Origin of the sequence: Sphingomonas lutea, from assembly GCF_014396785.1 — a bacterium.
Lineage (GTDB): Bacteria > Pseudomonadota > Alphaproteobacteria > Sphingomonadales > Sphingomonadaceae > Sphingomicrobium > Sphingomicrobium luteum.
Genome location: NZ_CP060718.1, coordinates 674,043 through 689,010 on the forward strand (window position 1 = coordinate 674,043; position 14,968 = coordinate 689,010).

Here is a 14,968-nt window from a genome sequence, read left to right on the forward strand (position 1 = left end):
CCTCGCCAGCATGACCGCTTTCGCTCTTTCCCGCCAGACATTCGACTTCCCGCCCACGGCGCGGATCCTGATCGCCACCGCGGCGGGGGCGATCTTTGCGCTTTCGCTGTTCGGCTTGCTGCGCTGGCTCCTCGGCTTCGCACCGCCGACCCCTTGGGTCCGCGACATCGCGCTTGCGACGCACCTCGCGACGGTCATTCCGGCACTCCCGCTCGGCGCTTATGTGTTCCTTACCCGCAAAGGCGGGGCGCGGCACAAGCTGCTGGGCAAGATCTGGCTGAGCCTGATGTTCGTGACCGCGGTCTCGACGATCTTCATCCGCAACGTCAACGACGGGGCGTTCAGCTGGATACATCTGTTCACCCTGCTGACCTTCATTGCTATCCCTTATGCGCTGGTCAGTGCCCGCCGCGGCGACATCGCGGCGCACCGCCGGCACCTGCGGAATTTCTTCCTGGGTTCGCTGATCGTCGCCGGCGCCTTCACCTTCGTTCCGGGACGAACGATGTGGCAATGGGCGTTCGGCGACCCGGCGGTGGTCCAGCCCTCGCACGGTTGACCGCAGACGCCGCTCCGACTTACGGGCTGCGGCATGCAGAAGATCTATCCTAATGCCGAAGCCGCGCTCGACGGCCTGCTCCACGACGGCATGACGATTGCCGCGGGCGGGTTCGGCCTGTGCGGAATCCCCGAGCGGCTGATCGATGCGATCGTCGCCAGCGGGGCCAAGGATTTGACCATCGCGTCGAACAATGCCGGAATCGACAATGAAGGGCTCGGCAAACTGCTGCGCACGCGGCAGGTCAGGAAGATGATCAGCTCCTACGTCGGTGAGAACAAGGAGTTCGAGCGGCAGTTTCTCTCGGGTGAGCTGGAGGTCGAATTCTGCCCGCAGGGGACTCTCGCCGAGCGGATGCGCGCGGGCGGCGCGGGCATTCCGGGCTTCTTCACCAAGACCGGCGTCGGCACGAAGGTCGCGGAGGGCAAGGAGGTCAAGAGCTTCGACGGCGAGGATTACATCCTCGAACGCGGCATCCGCGCCGACCTCAGCATCATCAAGGGCTGGAAGGCGGACGAAAGCGGCAACCTCATGTTCCGCAAGACCGCGCGCAACTTCAACTATCCGGCGGCGACCAGCGGGCGCATCTGCGTCGCCGAGGTGGAGGAGATCGTGCCGGTGGGCAGCCTTGACCCCGACTGCATTCATCTGCCGAGCATCTACGTGAAGCGGATGATCCTCGGCGCGCCCTACGACAAGAAGATCGAGTTCCGAACCGTACGGCAGCGCGAGGCAGCGTGATGCCGCGTAATCCTTGGCTGGTGGTCGGCGGTCTGTTGAGCGCGCTTGCGTCCATCTTGCACATCGCGGTGATCTTCGGCGGGCCCGACTGGTACCGGTTCTTCGGCGCTGGCGAGCCGATGGCGCAGATGGCCGAGCGCGGCAGTCCGGGGCCGGCGCTGGTCACCGCGGGCATCGCCCTCGTCCTGGCGATCTGGGCGGCTTATGCTTTTGCGGGGGCGGGGCTGATCCGGCGCCTGCCGCTGATGCGCACCGCGCTGGTGGCGATCACCGGCATCTACATGGCGCGCGGATTGCTGATCGCGCCGCTCCTCATGACGCCGAAAGCCACATCCTTCGACCTTTGGTCCTCGGCCATCGTGCTGGCGATCGGGTTGGTCCATCTCGTCGGAACGATGAGGGCGTGGCCGCAGCTCGGACGCCGGGCGGCAGCGCTATGAGCTTCGGCAGGAAGCCGCGGAACCAGCTCGATCTGGTGGGCAACGACCGCACCCTCGACGACCTGACCTTCGAGGTGCTGCGCGTCTGGGTGCACCATCAAGGACCGGTGGACACCTTCCTTGACCCGACGTTGCTCAAGGAACCCGAAGCGTTCGGCACGATGATGGCGACGGTGCTGCACGACGCGTCGCGGGCCTATGCCGAAGAATATCGGCTGGACGGCAGCGTCGCGCTCAACCGCATCTACCAGGGCATGATGAAGCATTTGACCGACCCCGAGGGCAGCGCCGCGGAATCGCGCGTTCGCATCCTCGGCCACGAATAATCGGAGCGCAGGATGACGACGGAAACGACGACGAAGGGCTGGACCCGCGACCAGATGGCGGCGCGCGCGGCCAAGGAATTGCGCGACGGCTATTACGTCAATCTCGGCATCGGCATCCCGACGCTCGTCGCGAACAACATTCCGGCGGGGATGACGGTGACGCTGCAAAGCGAGAACGGGATGCTCGGGATCGGGCCCTTTCCGTACGACGACGAGGTTGACGCCGATTTGATCAACGCCGGCAAGCAGACGATCAGCGAACTCGATTCATCAAGCTATTTCGACAGCGCGGCGAGCTTCGCGATGATCCGCGGCGGCCACATCGACCTGACCGTGCTCGGCGCGATGGAAGTCAGCGAAGGTGGCGACATCGCCAACTGGATGATCCCGGGCAAGATGATCAAGGGCATGGGCGGGGCGATGGACCTGGTCGCGGGCGTCAAGAAGATCATCGTCGTGATGGAGCATGTGTCCAAGAACGGCGATCCCAAGTTCATCCCCGAATGCACGCTTCCGCTGACCGGCCGCAACGTGGTCGACATGATCATCACCGACCTCGCGGTGTTTCACCGGCCCGATCACGGCAGCCCGTTCAAGCTGATCGAATTGGCGCCGGGGGCGAGCGCGGATGAGGTGCGCGAGAAGACGACGGCGAAATATGAGGATACCCTTTCCACCGCTCATGCTGAGTAGAGGCCTCGCGAAGTCGAGGGCTCGTATCGAAGCACGGTCCTTCGATACGCCGCTGACGCGGCTACTCAGGATGAGCGGGTTGGTTGTTGTGTGCCTTCTCGCCGCCTGCGCCGACGCCGCACCGACCGTCATTGACGGCTCCTCCCCGCAAGCCTTTGCGCAAACCACAGCTGCGGCGCGGCGCGACTTGCCCGATGCCGACCGCCTGCTGTTCGACCGGGCGCTCCGCACGATCGGCGGACGGCGGCATTCGGCCGACCCGGAGACGTTGGCGCGAGTCACCTTCGACGGTATGACTGCCGCCGAGGTCGTCGCCGATCAACGGGCGCGTGACCTTTAGGGGGGCGCTGATGAGAAAGCTGCTGATGGCCGGGTTGCTGGCCGCCGCCGCCGCGGCTGCGCCGGCACAAGCGCCACAGCCGGACCTGGAGCTGTGGCGGCTCGACTGCGGCGACTTCATGATGAAGAAGTTCGGCGCTTGGTTTTCCGATACCTTCCAATATCCACCCGGCGCGCGGCCGCTAGTCGGCAGCTGTTACCTCATCCGCCACGGCGACCGCTATTTGCTGTGGGACACGGGGTTGTCCGACGAGCTGATCGCCAAGCCGGTCGACAATGACGAGCAGCGGATGTCGCTGAAGCGGACGCTTGTCGACCAGCTCAAGGTGATTGGTGTTGCGCCGGAAAAGATCGGCTTTGTCGGAATCAGCCATTTTCACGGCGACCACACCGGGCAAGCGAAGCACTTCCCCAACGCGACGCTAGTCATCGGCCAGGCCGATTGGGAGGTGATCAAGGGCGACAATCCCAGCGTCGCTGATGCGCGCAAGCACCTCGACCACTGGATCAGCGGCAAGGGCAAGGCAGTGCCGGTCGGCAGCGATGTCGATATCTTCCGCGACGGCAGCGTGACGATGCTCATGCTGCCGGGACACACGCCAGGACACAGCGCGCTGCTGGTCCGGCTGAAGTCGGGACCGGTGCTGCTGTCGGGCGACCAATATCACTTCACCGAAGCAGTGAAGAATCGCGGCGTGCCGGTGTTCAACACCAACCGTGCGGATACGTTGGCGTCGCACGACCGCTTCGATCGCATTGCCGCCAACACCAGTGCCAAGGTGATCATCCAGCACGAACCGTCCGACGTCGCAAAGCTCCCCGCCTTCCCGACGTCGGCGCGCTAACAGTTCTTTTCGACCGATTGCGGCGGATCGTCTGCAAGCGGCCGGAACGGCACTGGCGCAATGACCGCGCGCGCATAGGCTGGCCTCCGCGAAAAGGGGGATGGAATGCGCGGGAAATTGACGGCGTCGATGCTTGCGATGGTCCTTACGATGCCTGCGTTCGCACAGCCCGCGCCGCCGACTGCGACCCCGCTCAAGCTGTGGCGCCTCGACTGCGGGCGGATCGAAGAAAATGGGGCGCGGCCGTGGGCGTGGCAGCGCGTGCCCACCCCGACGCCTTGCTATCTGGTCCAGAACGGTGACCGCTACCTGCTGTGGGATGCGGGCACGTCGCGCCGCGCGCTTGGCAACGCCCATCCGACGATCAAGCTCGATCGCACGGTCACTGACCAACTCTCGCAAATTCGCGTCCGGCCCGAACAGATCGCATTTGTCGGGATCAGCCATTATCACGGCGACCACACCGGCCAGGCGGCCCAGTTTCCCAAGGCGAAGCTGCTGATCGGCGCTGGCGATCTTGAGGCGCTCAAGCGCACGCCGCCGCCGGTCGGCGCGGCCCCGCCGCATATCCAGCCGTGGCTCGACGGCACCGCGCCGGTCGAGGCACTGCGCGAAGATCATGACGTGTTCGGCGACGGGCGGGTGACGGTCTTGATGACGCCGGGCCACACGCCGGGGCACAGCGCGCTGCTCGTCAAGCTCGCCCGCGGGCCGGTCATCCTCGCCGGCGATCTGTGGTTCACCCACGATGATGCGCTGCGCGACACGATGCCTGACTTCAACACCAGCCGTGCCGAGACGACCGCCTCCCGCCAGCGCATCGCGCGCATGGCCGACAAGCTCGACGCGGTGATCATCCTCCAGCACGAGCCCAATGACGTCGCCAAGCTGCCGGCGTTTCCGGAGGCTGCCCAGTGATTGCGCGGATGCTAGTCGCGCTGGGAGCCCTGACAAGCGCAAGCTGCGCCACCGTGCCGCGATCGCGCGCGCCGGAAATGGCGTTGTGGCGGCTCGACTGCGGGCATTTTGACATCGACGACCTCGAAGGCCGGGGCCGCGTGCTCATGCCCGTGTCCTGCTACCTCATCCGCCACGGCAGCGATTACGTGCTGCTCGATACCGGCCTCAAGGCGGGCTTGGTCGGCACCAGCGAACGCCAGACCGGCCAGACCTTGACGCTCAATCGGACGATTGCCGACCAGCTCGGTCAAATCGGCGTCGATCCGGCGCGCATCGGGACGCTAGTCGTCAGCCATTTTCACGGCGACCATCATGAGCAGTCCGGGACGGTTTCCAACGCCCGGCTGCTGATCGGGGCCGGCGACCTCGCCGTCTTCCGCTCAGCCCCGCCGCGTGAGCGCGAGCTCAATCCCTGGCTGAACGGAAAACGTCCGGTCGAAGCGGTGACCGCCGACCGCGACCTGTTCGGCGACGGCCGGGTCAGGATCCTGTTCACACCCGGCCACACGCCCGGCCATCTCGCCATGCTGGTCAAGCTCGACGGACTGTCCGTCATCCTCACCGGCGACCTTGTGCACAATCGCGACCAGCTGGCCAGCGCGACCCCGTCGGGCAACCACACCGACAAGGTGCGCGGCAAGGCCGAGATCGAACGCGTGCTGGCGATCGCCAGGACCGAGAAAGCGGAGATTATCGTCGGTCACGACCAGCGCGATATCGCCAGGCTTCCGGCGTTTCCGGCGGCGGCGGAGTAGCCGTCAACCGTTGGTCCCGAGCGGAGTCAAGGGACGTGCCTCGACTTCGCTTGGCACAAACGGATAGGTGGTACGATGAAAGCCCTCCTCTCCCACGCTCCCGGCGGTCCTGAAACGCTCCAGCTTGGCGAGCAGCCCGACCCGGTCGCCGGCCCCGGCGATTTGCTCGTCCGCGTGCGCGCCTGCGCGATCAACTTTCCAGACGTGCTGATCATCGAGGATAAGTATCAGATGCGCCCGCCTCGGCCGTTTGCGCCGGGCGGGGAAATATCGGGCGAGGTCGAGGCGGTCGGCGCGGGGGTCGAGGGCTGGGCGCCGGGCGACCGGCTGATTGCCGCCAGCGGCTTCGGCGGGCTTGCTGAAAAGATCGTGGTCCGTCCTGAAATGGCGTTTCGCTTGCCTGCCGATCACGATTTCGCCGAGGGATCGGCCTTGTTGATGACCTATGCCACCGCGATCCACGCGCTGGTCGATCGCGGGCGGCTGGAAGCGGGCCAAACGCTGCTCGTGCTTGGCGCGGCCGGGGGCGTCGGTTTGGCCGCGGTCGAAATCGGCAAGGCAATCGGCGCGCGGGTGATCGCCGGCGTGTCGTCCGAGGAAAAGGCCGAAGCTGCCCATGCGGCCGGCGCCGACGCAACGGTCGTTTACGGCCGCCCGCCGTTCGACAAGGACGCGTCCAAGGCGCTGGCCCAGCAGTTCAAGGAGGCGGTCGGGGGACAGGGCGCGGACGTCATCCTCGATCCGGTGGGCGGCGATTATGCCGAGCCCGCCCTGCGGTCGATCGCCTGGGAAGGCCGCTATCTTGTGGTCGGCTTCCCCGCGGGCATCCCCAAGCTGCCGCTCAACCTTACCCTGCTCAAGAGCTGCGACGTTTGCGGCGTGTTCTGGGGTGCGTTCGCCGCGCGCGATCCCAGGGCCAATGCCGCGCATGTCGATCAGCTGTTCCGCTGGTGGGCCGAAGGCAAGATCGCGCCCAAGGTCAGCGCGACCTATCCGCTTGAGCGCGCCGCCGAGGCGATTAGCGCGCTGCGCGACCGCCGGGCGATCGGCAAGCTGGTGGTGACGCTGGACTGAACCGGCGGTGCGTCCTATCTCGCCGGGCGAACGGAGAAGGACCAGACATGGGAAGTTTCGACGATCGCGAACGGGCATTCGAAACCAAGTTCGCGCACGACGAGGAAATGAAGTTCCGCATCATTGCGCGACGCAACCGACTGCTCGGCGAGTGGGCGGCGCGGCAGATGGGCCTTTCCGAGGCGGAAACCGCGTCCTACGCCAAGGACGTGGTTCGCGCAGACTTCGAGGAAGCCGGCGACAATGACGTGATCCGCAAGGTGCTGGGTGACCTCACCGCGGCGGGGGTCGAGTGCGACGAAGCCAAGATCGCCGAAGCGCTCAAGAACAAGGAAGTCGACGCGCGCCGCCAGATCATCGAGGCGACCAACCTCTGATGCCCATGACCGCGAGCGAAATCGAGGCGATGATCCTCGCGGAATTCCCCGATGCAGCTGTGGAAATTCGCGATCTTGCCGGAGACGGCGATCATTATGCCGCGCGGGTCGTCAGCGCCAGCTTCGCGGGCATGAGCCGGGTGCGTCAGCATCAGGCCATCTACGCTGCCCTAAAAGGAAAAATGGGGACCGACCTCCACGCGCTTCAGCTGGAAACGATCGTCCCGTCAGGAGATCACTAATGACCGACGCCGCCACCCGCATCGGCGATCTTGTGAAGACCAACGATGTCGTCCTGTTCATGAAGGGGACGCCGCTGTTCCCGCAGTGCGGTTTTTCCAGCCGCGCAATCGCGATCCTCGACCGCCTCGGTGCGACCTATGAAACGGTCGACGTCCTGCAGGATCCGGAGATTCGCCAGGGCATCAAGGCATATAGCGATTGGCCGACCATCCCGCAGCTCTACGTGAAGGGCGAGTTCGTCGGCGGGTCGGACATCATGATGGAGATGTTCGAAAGCGGCGAGCTGCAGCAACTGGTCACCGCCGAAGCCTGATTTCCATGGCCTGAAACGAGGAAGGGACGGTGCAGCCGGGACCAGAGAACCTGACTGCACCGTCCCTTCATTGGCGTGGAACCAAGTGGACCCGCTAAATGTAGCAACGGCCGTGCCAATTTTGCAGAAACTGCCGAAAATCTGCCGAAAACACCCGTGGCTTTCAGATGGAGACGAGCACATTCGTAAAGTTTTCCGACACGGCCAGGCCGGGCATTGCTTGGGCGGCACTTTCCCCGACTTGCGGGGTTGGACTGCCGCATGAGCCGGCATGACCCTGCGCTTGGCACCGATGGCGTGCCCAAGACCTTCTGCGACCTGACCCAGAGCTGGTCGGAAGTGGGCGGGGGCGTGCGCACATATTTGCTGCACAAGCGTCGCCACATCCTGGAATCGACCCCGCACCGGCATTTGCTGATCATCCCCGGGGCCGAGGACAAGGTGGTCGAGGAAGGCCGCGCAACCACCGTAACCATTGCGTCCCGGCACATCCCGGGCAGCCCCAATTACCGGATGATGCTGCGCAACGGTGCCGTGCGCGCGGCGCTGGAGCGGTTCCAGCCCGACCTGATTGAATGCCAGGATGCCTACAACTTGCCGTGGGCGGCGATTGCCCACCGCAAGGCGCATCCGCATGTCGCGCTGGCCGCGGCCTACATGACCGACTTCCCGACGGTCTATGTCGAGCGGCCGTTGGGCAAGTTCGTCGGAAAGCGCATCGCCGCGGCGCTGGGACGGCTGTGCTATCGTTATTGCGGCCAGCTTTATCGCCGCTTCGATGCCGTCTTCGCGCTGAGCGAAAATGGCGGCGCGACGAAGCTCCGCAGCCTTGGCATCGACCCCGTCGATATCATCGGCCTAGGCGTCGAAGTCGGTGAGTTTGGCCCTGATCGGCGCGACGAACACGTGCGCCGCCGTCTGGGGCTTCAGCCCGACCAGCCCCTCCTCATCTATGTCGGCCGGCTCGACATCGAGAAGCGGCCCGATGTGGTCGTTGAGGCTTTCCGTCGCTTGCCTCGCGATCTTGGTGCCAAACTGGTGCTGATCGGCGAGGGCCCGCTGCGCGAGGACATTGCCGCGCTGGGTGACGAGCGGATCATCATGCCCGGTTATTTGCGCGACCGCGCCGAACTGGCGAAGTGGCTGGGCAGTGCGGACGTTTACGTATCCGCCATGCCTAACGAGACCTTCGGCGTGTCGATCGTCGAGGCGCAGGCGTCGGGATTGCCCGTGGTCGGAGTCGCCGCAGGCGCGATGATCGACCGTGTGAGCCGGGAAACGGGTCGGCTCGGGCCCGTCGGCGACAGCGCCGCGATGGCCGACAACATCCTCGACATCCTTGCTGGCGATCGCTCGCAGCTGCGGCGGGCGGCATGCGACACGGCACGGAAGTTCAGCTGGGATCAGAGTATGGAGGCGCTGTTCACCCGCCTCTATCCGGCGGCATTCGCCCGGCGATCGGGCGCCGCGATTGCGCCGCCGGCTGTGGCACCGGCGACACTCGCAAAAGCCTGAAAGTCGGTTAAACCGCGGTTCAGCGCCGTTCGCCGATGCGAAGGGCAGGGGAAGAGTGATGAAGATGAAGCTTCTAGCGCCGATCGCCGGCGTCACCGTGGCGATTTCGGCAGCCGCCTTTGCGCAGGGGCAGACACCGCCGGCATCGACTACGGTCGCGCCGGGCGGCGGGCTTTCGCGCGAAGAAGCGCAGAAGACGCTTGAGAATTGCGGGTCGCGGCGCTTCGTCGCCAGTGCTGAGTATCAGGAAGAGGGCAAGGCGCGCCGCACCGGCGTGACCTTGTGCGCTGCGCCCGGCGACACCGAAGAGATGTGGATCGGCAAGCTTGAGAAGTCGGCCACCGCGCTAGCGACGCAAACGCGCATTCCGGCGAGCGCACGGACGCAATTGGTGGCGGACATCCAAAAGGAGGTCGCCCGTCTGCGTAGCGCCCAACGTCGGAGCTTACCCGCGGCGGATGCTTTGGTCGCAAACGTCCCGGCCATGCCGGCGCCGCTGCCGCCCAGGCCCGTGGCGCCGGTTGGTTCTTATGTCGCACCGTCCCTGGTCGCCGCGCCCAGCATCACCATCCGCTGCCTCAATGAAGGCGGCCCGCGCGACCGCGGTGAGGATTGCGAAGGCCAGATCCGGCGCGAGACGATCCTGGCGCTTGAATCAGGGGAAAACATGACCGCGCCGGCAATGGTTCGCTTCATCCGCAAGGGCCAGGTGCGCGAGGAGGTGCGGATCGGCACGCTGCGCCAGGGCCAACTGGTGCGAATGCGGTTGCCGCGCAGCGTGTGCAAGGGCGTCGTCCGCAGCGAACTGCAGCTCGAAGTGGTCGCGGCAAGTTCCAAGCCGTCGGCGGCACTCACCGAAGGTCCCTACGACCTTCGCTGCTAGCGCCAGCGGCTTTGCCCCGCCGCTGCGGCGTGGCAAGGGCAGCGGCGTGGACGCGCTTTACGCCAAGTTGGAGCCAATCGAGCCTGGGATCGCGCGCGTCCTCGCGCACAATCCGTCGGCCTTCACCTATTACGGCACGCAAACCTATCTGATCGGTGAGCGCGAGGTCGCGGTCGTCGATCCTGGTCCCGACCTGCCCGCGCATGTCGATGCCTTGGTCGACGCGATCGGCGGCCGACCACTCGTCGCCATCATGTGCACGCACACCCATCGCGACCATAGCCCGGCGTCGCGGCCACTGGCGGCACGCACCGGCGCGCCGATCGTCGGCTGTGGTCCCCTCGCGCTGGAAGATGTCGGTCCCCGCGCCGATGCGGCGTTCGACGGGGATTATCGGCCCGACCACATTCTTGCCGACGGAGAAGGCGTGCGCGTCGATGGCGAACAGGTCATTGCGCTGGCGACGCCGGGCCATACCTCCAACCATCTGTGCTTCGCTTATCGCGGCGCCTTGCTCACCGGCGATCACGTCATGGGCTGGTCGACCACCGTGGTCGTGCCGCCCGACGGCGACATGGCGGCCTATATGGCGAGCCTCGACCGCCTGCGCGGTCGCGACGATCGCATCTACTATCCCGCGCACGGGCCCGCGGTGACCAATCCGCAGCAATATGTGCGTCACCTGATGGGCCACCGCATGCAACGCGAAAAGCAGATCCTGCGGCTGATCGGCGAGCAGGCGCGCGACATCCCGGACATCGTGGCGAACGCGTATCCGGGACTCGATCCGCGGCTGACGACTGCTGCCGGCGGTTCGGTACTCGCGCACCTCGTGGACCTTGAACGGCGCGGCCTCGTTCAACAGGCTGGAGAGACATGGACCCGAAACTAGACGAAGCTGAAATCCGGGCGATCCGCCGTCCGGTCGTGCTGGGCACGATTGCGGTGCTGGTCCTGGTCGCGCTGGCCGGGCTGGTGTTCGCGCTTGCGCGCCTGACTGAATCGGCGGTCGGCGGGCCAACGCCCGAGACGATCGCCACCGCGAGCCTCGAATCGATGCGCGCGCAGAACCGGCTGAATGTCTTCGCCGCGCGCTACGTCTCAGTTACCAGCAGCCGCGTCAGCCGGTTCGGCTTGTCCAGCGAGCGGACGCTGATCCTGCCCGGCGACGTTCGCTACGAGCTCGACCTCAGCAAGCTTCAACCGAGCGACGTGACGTGGGATGCGGCGAGCAAGACGCTCAATGTGAAATTGCCGGAGATTGAAATTGCCGGTCCCGATGTCGATCTTGCCCAGGCACGGGAATATGGGGAAGGCGGCGTGCTTTCGGTGCTGACCAACAATGACCAGCAGCTCGACCGCGCCAACCGCGCCGCGGCGGTTGCCGACTTGCGCAAGCAGGCGAGCGCGGCCACCCCGATGTCGCTGGCGCGCGAAGCGGCGCGGCGCGCCGTCGAGCGCAGCTTCGCGATGCCGCTGCAGGCCGCCGGATTTGCCGAGGCCAAGGTTGTCGCACGCTTCCCGACCGACGGCACGCGGGATGGAGAGCGGATCACCGCGTCGGTACCTTATGAGCAAGCGATCGAGCAGGCGCGCCAGCGTCGTGCCCAGGAGGGACGTCAATGACGGCGACCACACCCCGCCTGACCGGCACCGACTTGCTGGCCGAAATCCAGCGGCTGAAGCGCGAGCGCAACGCCGTGATCCTGGCGCATTATTATCAGAAGCCCGAGATTCAGGATCTGGCGGACTTCGTCGGCGACAGCCTGGATCTTTCGCGCAAGGCCGCGGCGACCGATGCCGACGTCATCGCCTTTTGCGGGGTCAGGTTCATGGCCGAGACCGCGAAGATCCTGTCACCGGAAAAGACCGTAATCCTGCCCGACATGGATGCCGGTTGCAGCCTCGAGGATAGCTGCCCGCCCGATCAGTTCGCCGCCTTCCGCGCCGCCCACCCCGACCATATCGCATTGACCTACATCAACTGCTCGGCAGCGGTGAAAGCGCTCAGCGACATCATCGTCACCAGCTCTTCAGCGCAAATCATCCTCGATCAGATCCCGCCCAAGCAGAAGATCATCTTCGGGCCCGACCGCCATCTTGGCGGTTATCTGGCACGCAAGACTGGGCGCGACATGCTGCTGTGGCCCGGCATCTGCATCGTCCACCAAGCCTTCAGCGAGACCGAATTGCTCAAGCTCAAGGCCGAGCATCCGGGCGCGCCGGTGGCCGCGCACCCCGAGTGCCCGCCGCATATCATCGAACATAGCGACCATGTCGGGTCGACCAAGTCGATCCTCGATTTCGCGCTCAACTCCCCCGCGCAGACGATCCTCGTCGCGACGGAGCCGCACATCATCCACCAGATGGAGAAAGCCGCGCCGAACAAGACGTTCATCGGCGTGCCGGGCGGTGACGGCAACTGCAATTGCAACATGTGTCCATACATGGCGCTCAACACGCTCGAGAAATTGTATGTCGCCCTGCGCGATCTCGAGCCCCGGATCGAACTCCCCGGCGAGGTCATGGCGAAGGCGCGCGTGCCGCTTGAACGCATGCTCGAAATGGCGGGACGGACGGTCGGCCAAGGTGATGTGGGGAAACCGATCATCGACCGGCCCGCAAGGATCGATCCGGCTATCAGCGGCGACTGATGACCGTCCACGCGACGCGTTGACCCCTGCGACGCAACCGCACAGGATCGCGCCTTCATGGCGGGAGAATGATGTTGCGTAAAATCCTGATCGCGGCGAGCGGCCTGCTCCTCGCCACTGCTGCGGTGGCCCAGACGGCGGCCGGCGACCCCTATCTTTGGATGGAAGAAATCCAGGGCAGCCGCGCACTCGATCAGGTCAAGGCATGGAACGCCGACGCGATGGCGCAACTTACCGCGGTTCCCGGCTACGAGGCACGCCGCCAACGCGCCCTCACCATCCTCGAAAATCCTGCCAACATCGTGGTGCCGGAGCAGCTCATCGGCGACCGCGTGCTCAACCATTGGATCGACGCCGATCATCCGCGCGGGCTGTGGCGGTCCGCGTCGCTGCAATCCTTCATCTCCGGCAAGCCCGACTGGAAAGTGCTGATCGACGTCGACGCACTGGGCAAGGCCGAGGGCAAGAGCTGGGTGTAGCACGGTGCCGATTGTCTCGCGCCGGCTTATCGACGTTGCATGGTGTCGCTCAGCCCGGGAGGCGGCGATGCCGACGTGGTGCGCGAATTCGATCTGACGACGGGCAGCTTCGTGGCAGGTGGGTTCGAGGTACCATTGAGCAAGAACAGCGTCGACTGGATCGACGAAGATACGCTGCTGGTGGGCTATGCGCATGGCGGGACGAGCGAGACGCGGTCGGGGTATCAGCGGCGAATGACGGAATGGCGGCGCGGAACGCCGCTCGCCTCGGCTCGCCTGCTCGCCGAGGCAGAGGTCAGCGATATCGGCATATACGCGGGCGAACTGAGCAATGCCGATTCCCGCTGCCCGATGATCTCCCGGACCCTGGGCTATTTCGATCAACGGCGGCGCGTACGCCGACCTGACGGCCAATGGATCGAGCTGGATGTGCCGGTGAGCGCCGACATGGTGGGGCTGGTCGGCAATCGCCTGGTGATGAGGATCGAGGAAAAGCTCGGCACTTTTCAACCGGGGACACTGATTGATTATGATTTCGCCGCTTTGCTGGATGGACGCACGGTTGCACCGCGACTGGTGTTCGCGCCATCGGCGACGCAGGCGGTCGAATCGTCGGCGACGACCGACAATCATCTGTGGATCAAGTTGCTCGACAATGTATCGGGCAAGTTGATCGCGCTGACGCCGACGGCGACCGGTTGGAGCCAGCGTCCGATCCCGCTCGCGGCCAACAGCACCGTTGCGCTCCTCCCCACCGCCGACAAGCAGGACTTGGTCTTCGTGACGGTCGAATCGATGCTGTCGCCGACCTCATTGGCCAGCGTCGGGGCGAACGGCGCGGTCACGCAAGTGCAGGCGCTCCCGCCGCAGTTCGACGCCAGCAACATGCGGGTCGAGCAGCGCTTCGCAACGTCGAAGGACGGCACGCGCGTGCCCTATTTTCTCGCGCGCCGGAAGGACGTCCGCGGTCCGGTCAACGTGCTGGTTCATGCATACGGCGGCTTCCAGGCGGCGCAGACCCCGACCTATTTGACCGGCCAGCCCTATCGCTCGGGCCCCCTCGGCCTGTTCCTGGTCGAGGACGGCAATGCCTATGTCCTCGCCAACATCCGCGGCGGCGGCGAATATGGGCCGTCGTGGCACCGCGGTGCCTTGCGCGAGAAGCGCCAGAACAGCTTCGACGATTTGGAGGCGGTCGCGCGTGACCTGATCACCACGGGGGTCGCGCGGAAGGACGGGGTAGCCATCTCGGGCCGGTCGAACGGCGGCGTTCTTGTCGGCGCAACGATGACCCAGCATCCCGACCTCTACGCAGCGACGATCGTCGGGTCGCCATTGTTCGACATGCAGCGCTATTCGAAGCTGTCGGCCGGCGCGTCATGGATCGACGAATATGGCGATCCCGACAAAGCCGCCGATTGGGCGTTCATGCGCCGTTACTCGCCCTATCAGAACGTGCGCGCCGGCGTCCGCTACCCGCCGATGTTCCTGTACCTCTCGACCCAGGACGACCGGGTGCATCCGGGCCATGCCCGCAAGATGGCGGCCAAGCTCAAGGCGGGCGGCAATCGCGTCTACTATCATGAATATCTGGAGGGCGGCCATTCGGTCGGCGCCGATCGGGAGGAAGATGCGGTGCGCGCCGCGCTCGAATGGGCGTTCCTGACCAAGGAGTTGCGGCCGACTGCGCAGCCAACGGGCTCCAGCATGGGCGAGCGAGGCCGGTAAACGGGCTCGTTTACGTCGAGACGCCAAGGCGAAACGACAAGTCG

At 65.4% G+C, this 14,968-nt stretch carries 20 protein-coding genes; all 20 read left to right on the forward strand.

The features are described 5' to 3' along the window. The first annotated feature begins 10 nt into the window (after window positions 1-10). The 20 genes from H9L13_RS03535 to H9L13_RS03625 all read left to right on the forward strand — a co-directional run bounded on the left by H9L13_RS03535 (window position 11) and on the right by H9L13_RS03625 (window position 14,924). Window positions 11-559 carry a DUF2306 domain-containing protein gene (locus H9L13_RS03535; protein WP_187539095.1) on the forward strand — a complete coding sequence of 183 codons (549 nt, stop codon included), beginning with the start codon at window positions 11-13 and terminating at the stop codon, window positions 557-559. Window positions 560-592: 33 nt separating this feature from the next. Next, entirely contained in the window at window positions 593-1,300 is a 708-nt protein-coding gene (locus tag H9L13_RS03540; protein WP_187539097.1) for a CoA transferase subunit A, read from the forward strand. Further along, window positions 1,300-1,740, forward strand: coding sequence for a hypothetical protein (locus H9L13_RS03545; protein ID WP_187539099.1), 441 nt, complete (start codon window positions 1,300-1,302; stop codon window positions 1,738-1,740). Before H9L13_RS03540 ends, H9L13_RS03545 begins: the two co-directional genes overlap by 1 nt. Further along, entirely contained in the window at window positions 1,737-2,066 is a 330-nt protein-coding gene (locus H9L13_RS03550) for a DUF5076 domain-containing protein (protein WP_187539101.1), read from the forward strand. Before H9L13_RS03545 ends, H9L13_RS03550 begins: the two co-directional genes overlap by 4 nt. Window positions 2,067-2,078: 12 nt before the next feature. Then, the gene (locus H9L13_RS03555; protein WP_187539103.1) at window positions 2,079-2,759 is read left to right on the forward strand and encodes a CoA transferase subunit B; all 681 of its coding nucleotides are present in this window, start codon (window positions 2,079-2,081) and stop codon (window positions 2,757-2,759) included. Between the two features lie 70 nt (window positions 2,760-2,829). Beyond that, a complete protein-coding gene (locus tag H9L13_RS03560; protein WP_187539104.1) occupies window positions 2,830-3,099 on the forward strand; it encodes a hypothetical protein in 270 nt (89 codons plus the stop codon). 10 nt (window positions 3,100-3,109) lie between these two features. Next, window positions 3,110-3,943 (forward strand): N-acyl homoserine lactonase family protein, encoded by an 834-nt coding sequence (locus H9L13_RS03565; RefSeq protein WP_187539106.1) that lies wholly within the window; start codon window positions 3,110-3,112, stop codon window positions 3,941-3,943. Between the two features lie 105 nt (window positions 3,944-4,048). Continuing rightward, entirely contained in the window at window positions 4,049-4,861 is an 813-nt protein-coding gene (locus H9L13_RS03570; protein WP_187539108.1) for an N-acyl homoserine lactonase family protein, read from the forward strand. A gap of 53 nt (window positions 4,862-4,914) precedes the next feature. Continuing rightward, entirely contained in the window at window positions 4,915-5,658 is a 744-nt protein-coding gene (locus H9L13_RS03575) for an N-acyl homoserine lactonase family protein (protein WP_187539109.1), read from the forward strand. 75 nt (window positions 5,659-5,733) lie between these two features. Further along, complete coding sequence (locus tag H9L13_RS03580) at window positions 5,734-6,732, forward strand: NADPH:quinone oxidoreductase family protein (protein ID WP_187539111.1); 999 nt, start codon at window positions 5,734-5,736, stop codon at window positions 6,730-6,732. A 47-nt stretch (window positions 6,733-6,779) separates the two neighbouring features. Continuing rightward, a complete protein-coding gene (locus tag H9L13_RS03585) occupies window positions 6,780-7,109 on the forward strand; it encodes a DUF1476 domain-containing protein (RefSeq protein ID WP_187539112.1) in 330 nt (109 codons plus the stop codon). After that, entirely contained in the window at window positions 7,109-7,351 is a 243-nt protein-coding gene (locus H9L13_RS03590) for a BolA family protein (protein WP_187539114.1), read from the forward strand. Before H9L13_RS03585 ends, H9L13_RS03590 begins: the two co-directional genes overlap by 1 nt. Further along, complete coding sequence (gene grxD / locus H9L13_RS03595) at window positions 7,351-7,665, forward strand: Grx4 family monothiol glutaredoxin (protein ID WP_187539116.1); 315 nt, start codon at window positions 7,351-7,353, stop codon at window positions 7,663-7,665. The genes H9L13_RS03590 and grxD overlap by 1 nt, the downstream gene beginning before the upstream one ends. A gap of 261 nt (window positions 7,666-7,926) precedes the next feature. Then, on the forward strand, window positions 7,927-9,180 hold the full coding sequence (locus H9L13_RS03600) for a glycosyltransferase (protein WP_187539118.1): 1,254 nt from the start codon (window positions 7,927-7,929) through the stop codon (window positions 9,178-9,180). A 58-nt stretch (window positions 9,181-9,238) separates the two neighbouring features. Next, window positions 9,239-10,063 (forward strand): hypothetical protein, encoded by an 825-nt coding sequence (locus H9L13_RS03605; protein WP_187539120.1) that lies wholly within the window; start codon window positions 9,239-9,241, stop codon window positions 10,061-10,063. Between the two features lie 46 nt (window positions 10,064-10,109). Further along, window positions 10,110-10,955, forward strand: a complete 846-nt coding sequence (locus tag H9L13_RS03610) for an MBL fold metallo-hydrolase (protein ID WP_187539122.1) — start codon at window positions 10,110-10,112, stop codon at window positions 10,953-10,955. Further along, entirely contained in the window at window positions 10,940-11,689 is a 750-nt protein-coding gene (locus tag H9L13_RS03615; RefSeq protein ID WP_187539124.1) for a DUF4230 domain-containing protein, read from the forward strand. Before H9L13_RS03610 ends, H9L13_RS03615 begins: the two co-directional genes overlap by 16 nt. Then, on the forward strand, window positions 11,686-12,717 hold the full coding sequence (gene nadA / locus H9L13_RS03620; RefSeq protein ID WP_187539125.1) for a quinolinate synthase NadA: 1,032 nt from the start codon (window positions 11,686-11,688) through the stop codon (window positions 12,715-12,717). The genes H9L13_RS03615 and nadA overlap by 4 nt, the downstream gene beginning before the upstream one ends. Window positions 12,718-12,785: 68 nt before the next feature. After that, complete coding sequence (locus tag H9L13_RS12695; RefSeq protein ID WP_235091142.1) at window positions 12,786-13,196, forward strand: hypothetical protein; 411 nt, start codon at window positions 12,786-12,788, stop codon at window positions 13,194-13,196. Between the two features lie 39 nt (window positions 13,197-13,235). Then, window positions 13,236-14,924, forward strand: a complete 1,689-nt coding sequence (locus tag H9L13_RS03625; protein ID WP_235091144.1) for a prolyl oligopeptidase family serine peptidase — start codon at window positions 13,236-13,238, stop codon at window positions 14,922-14,924. The last annotated feature ends 44 nt before the right edge of the window (window positions 14,925-14,968 follow it).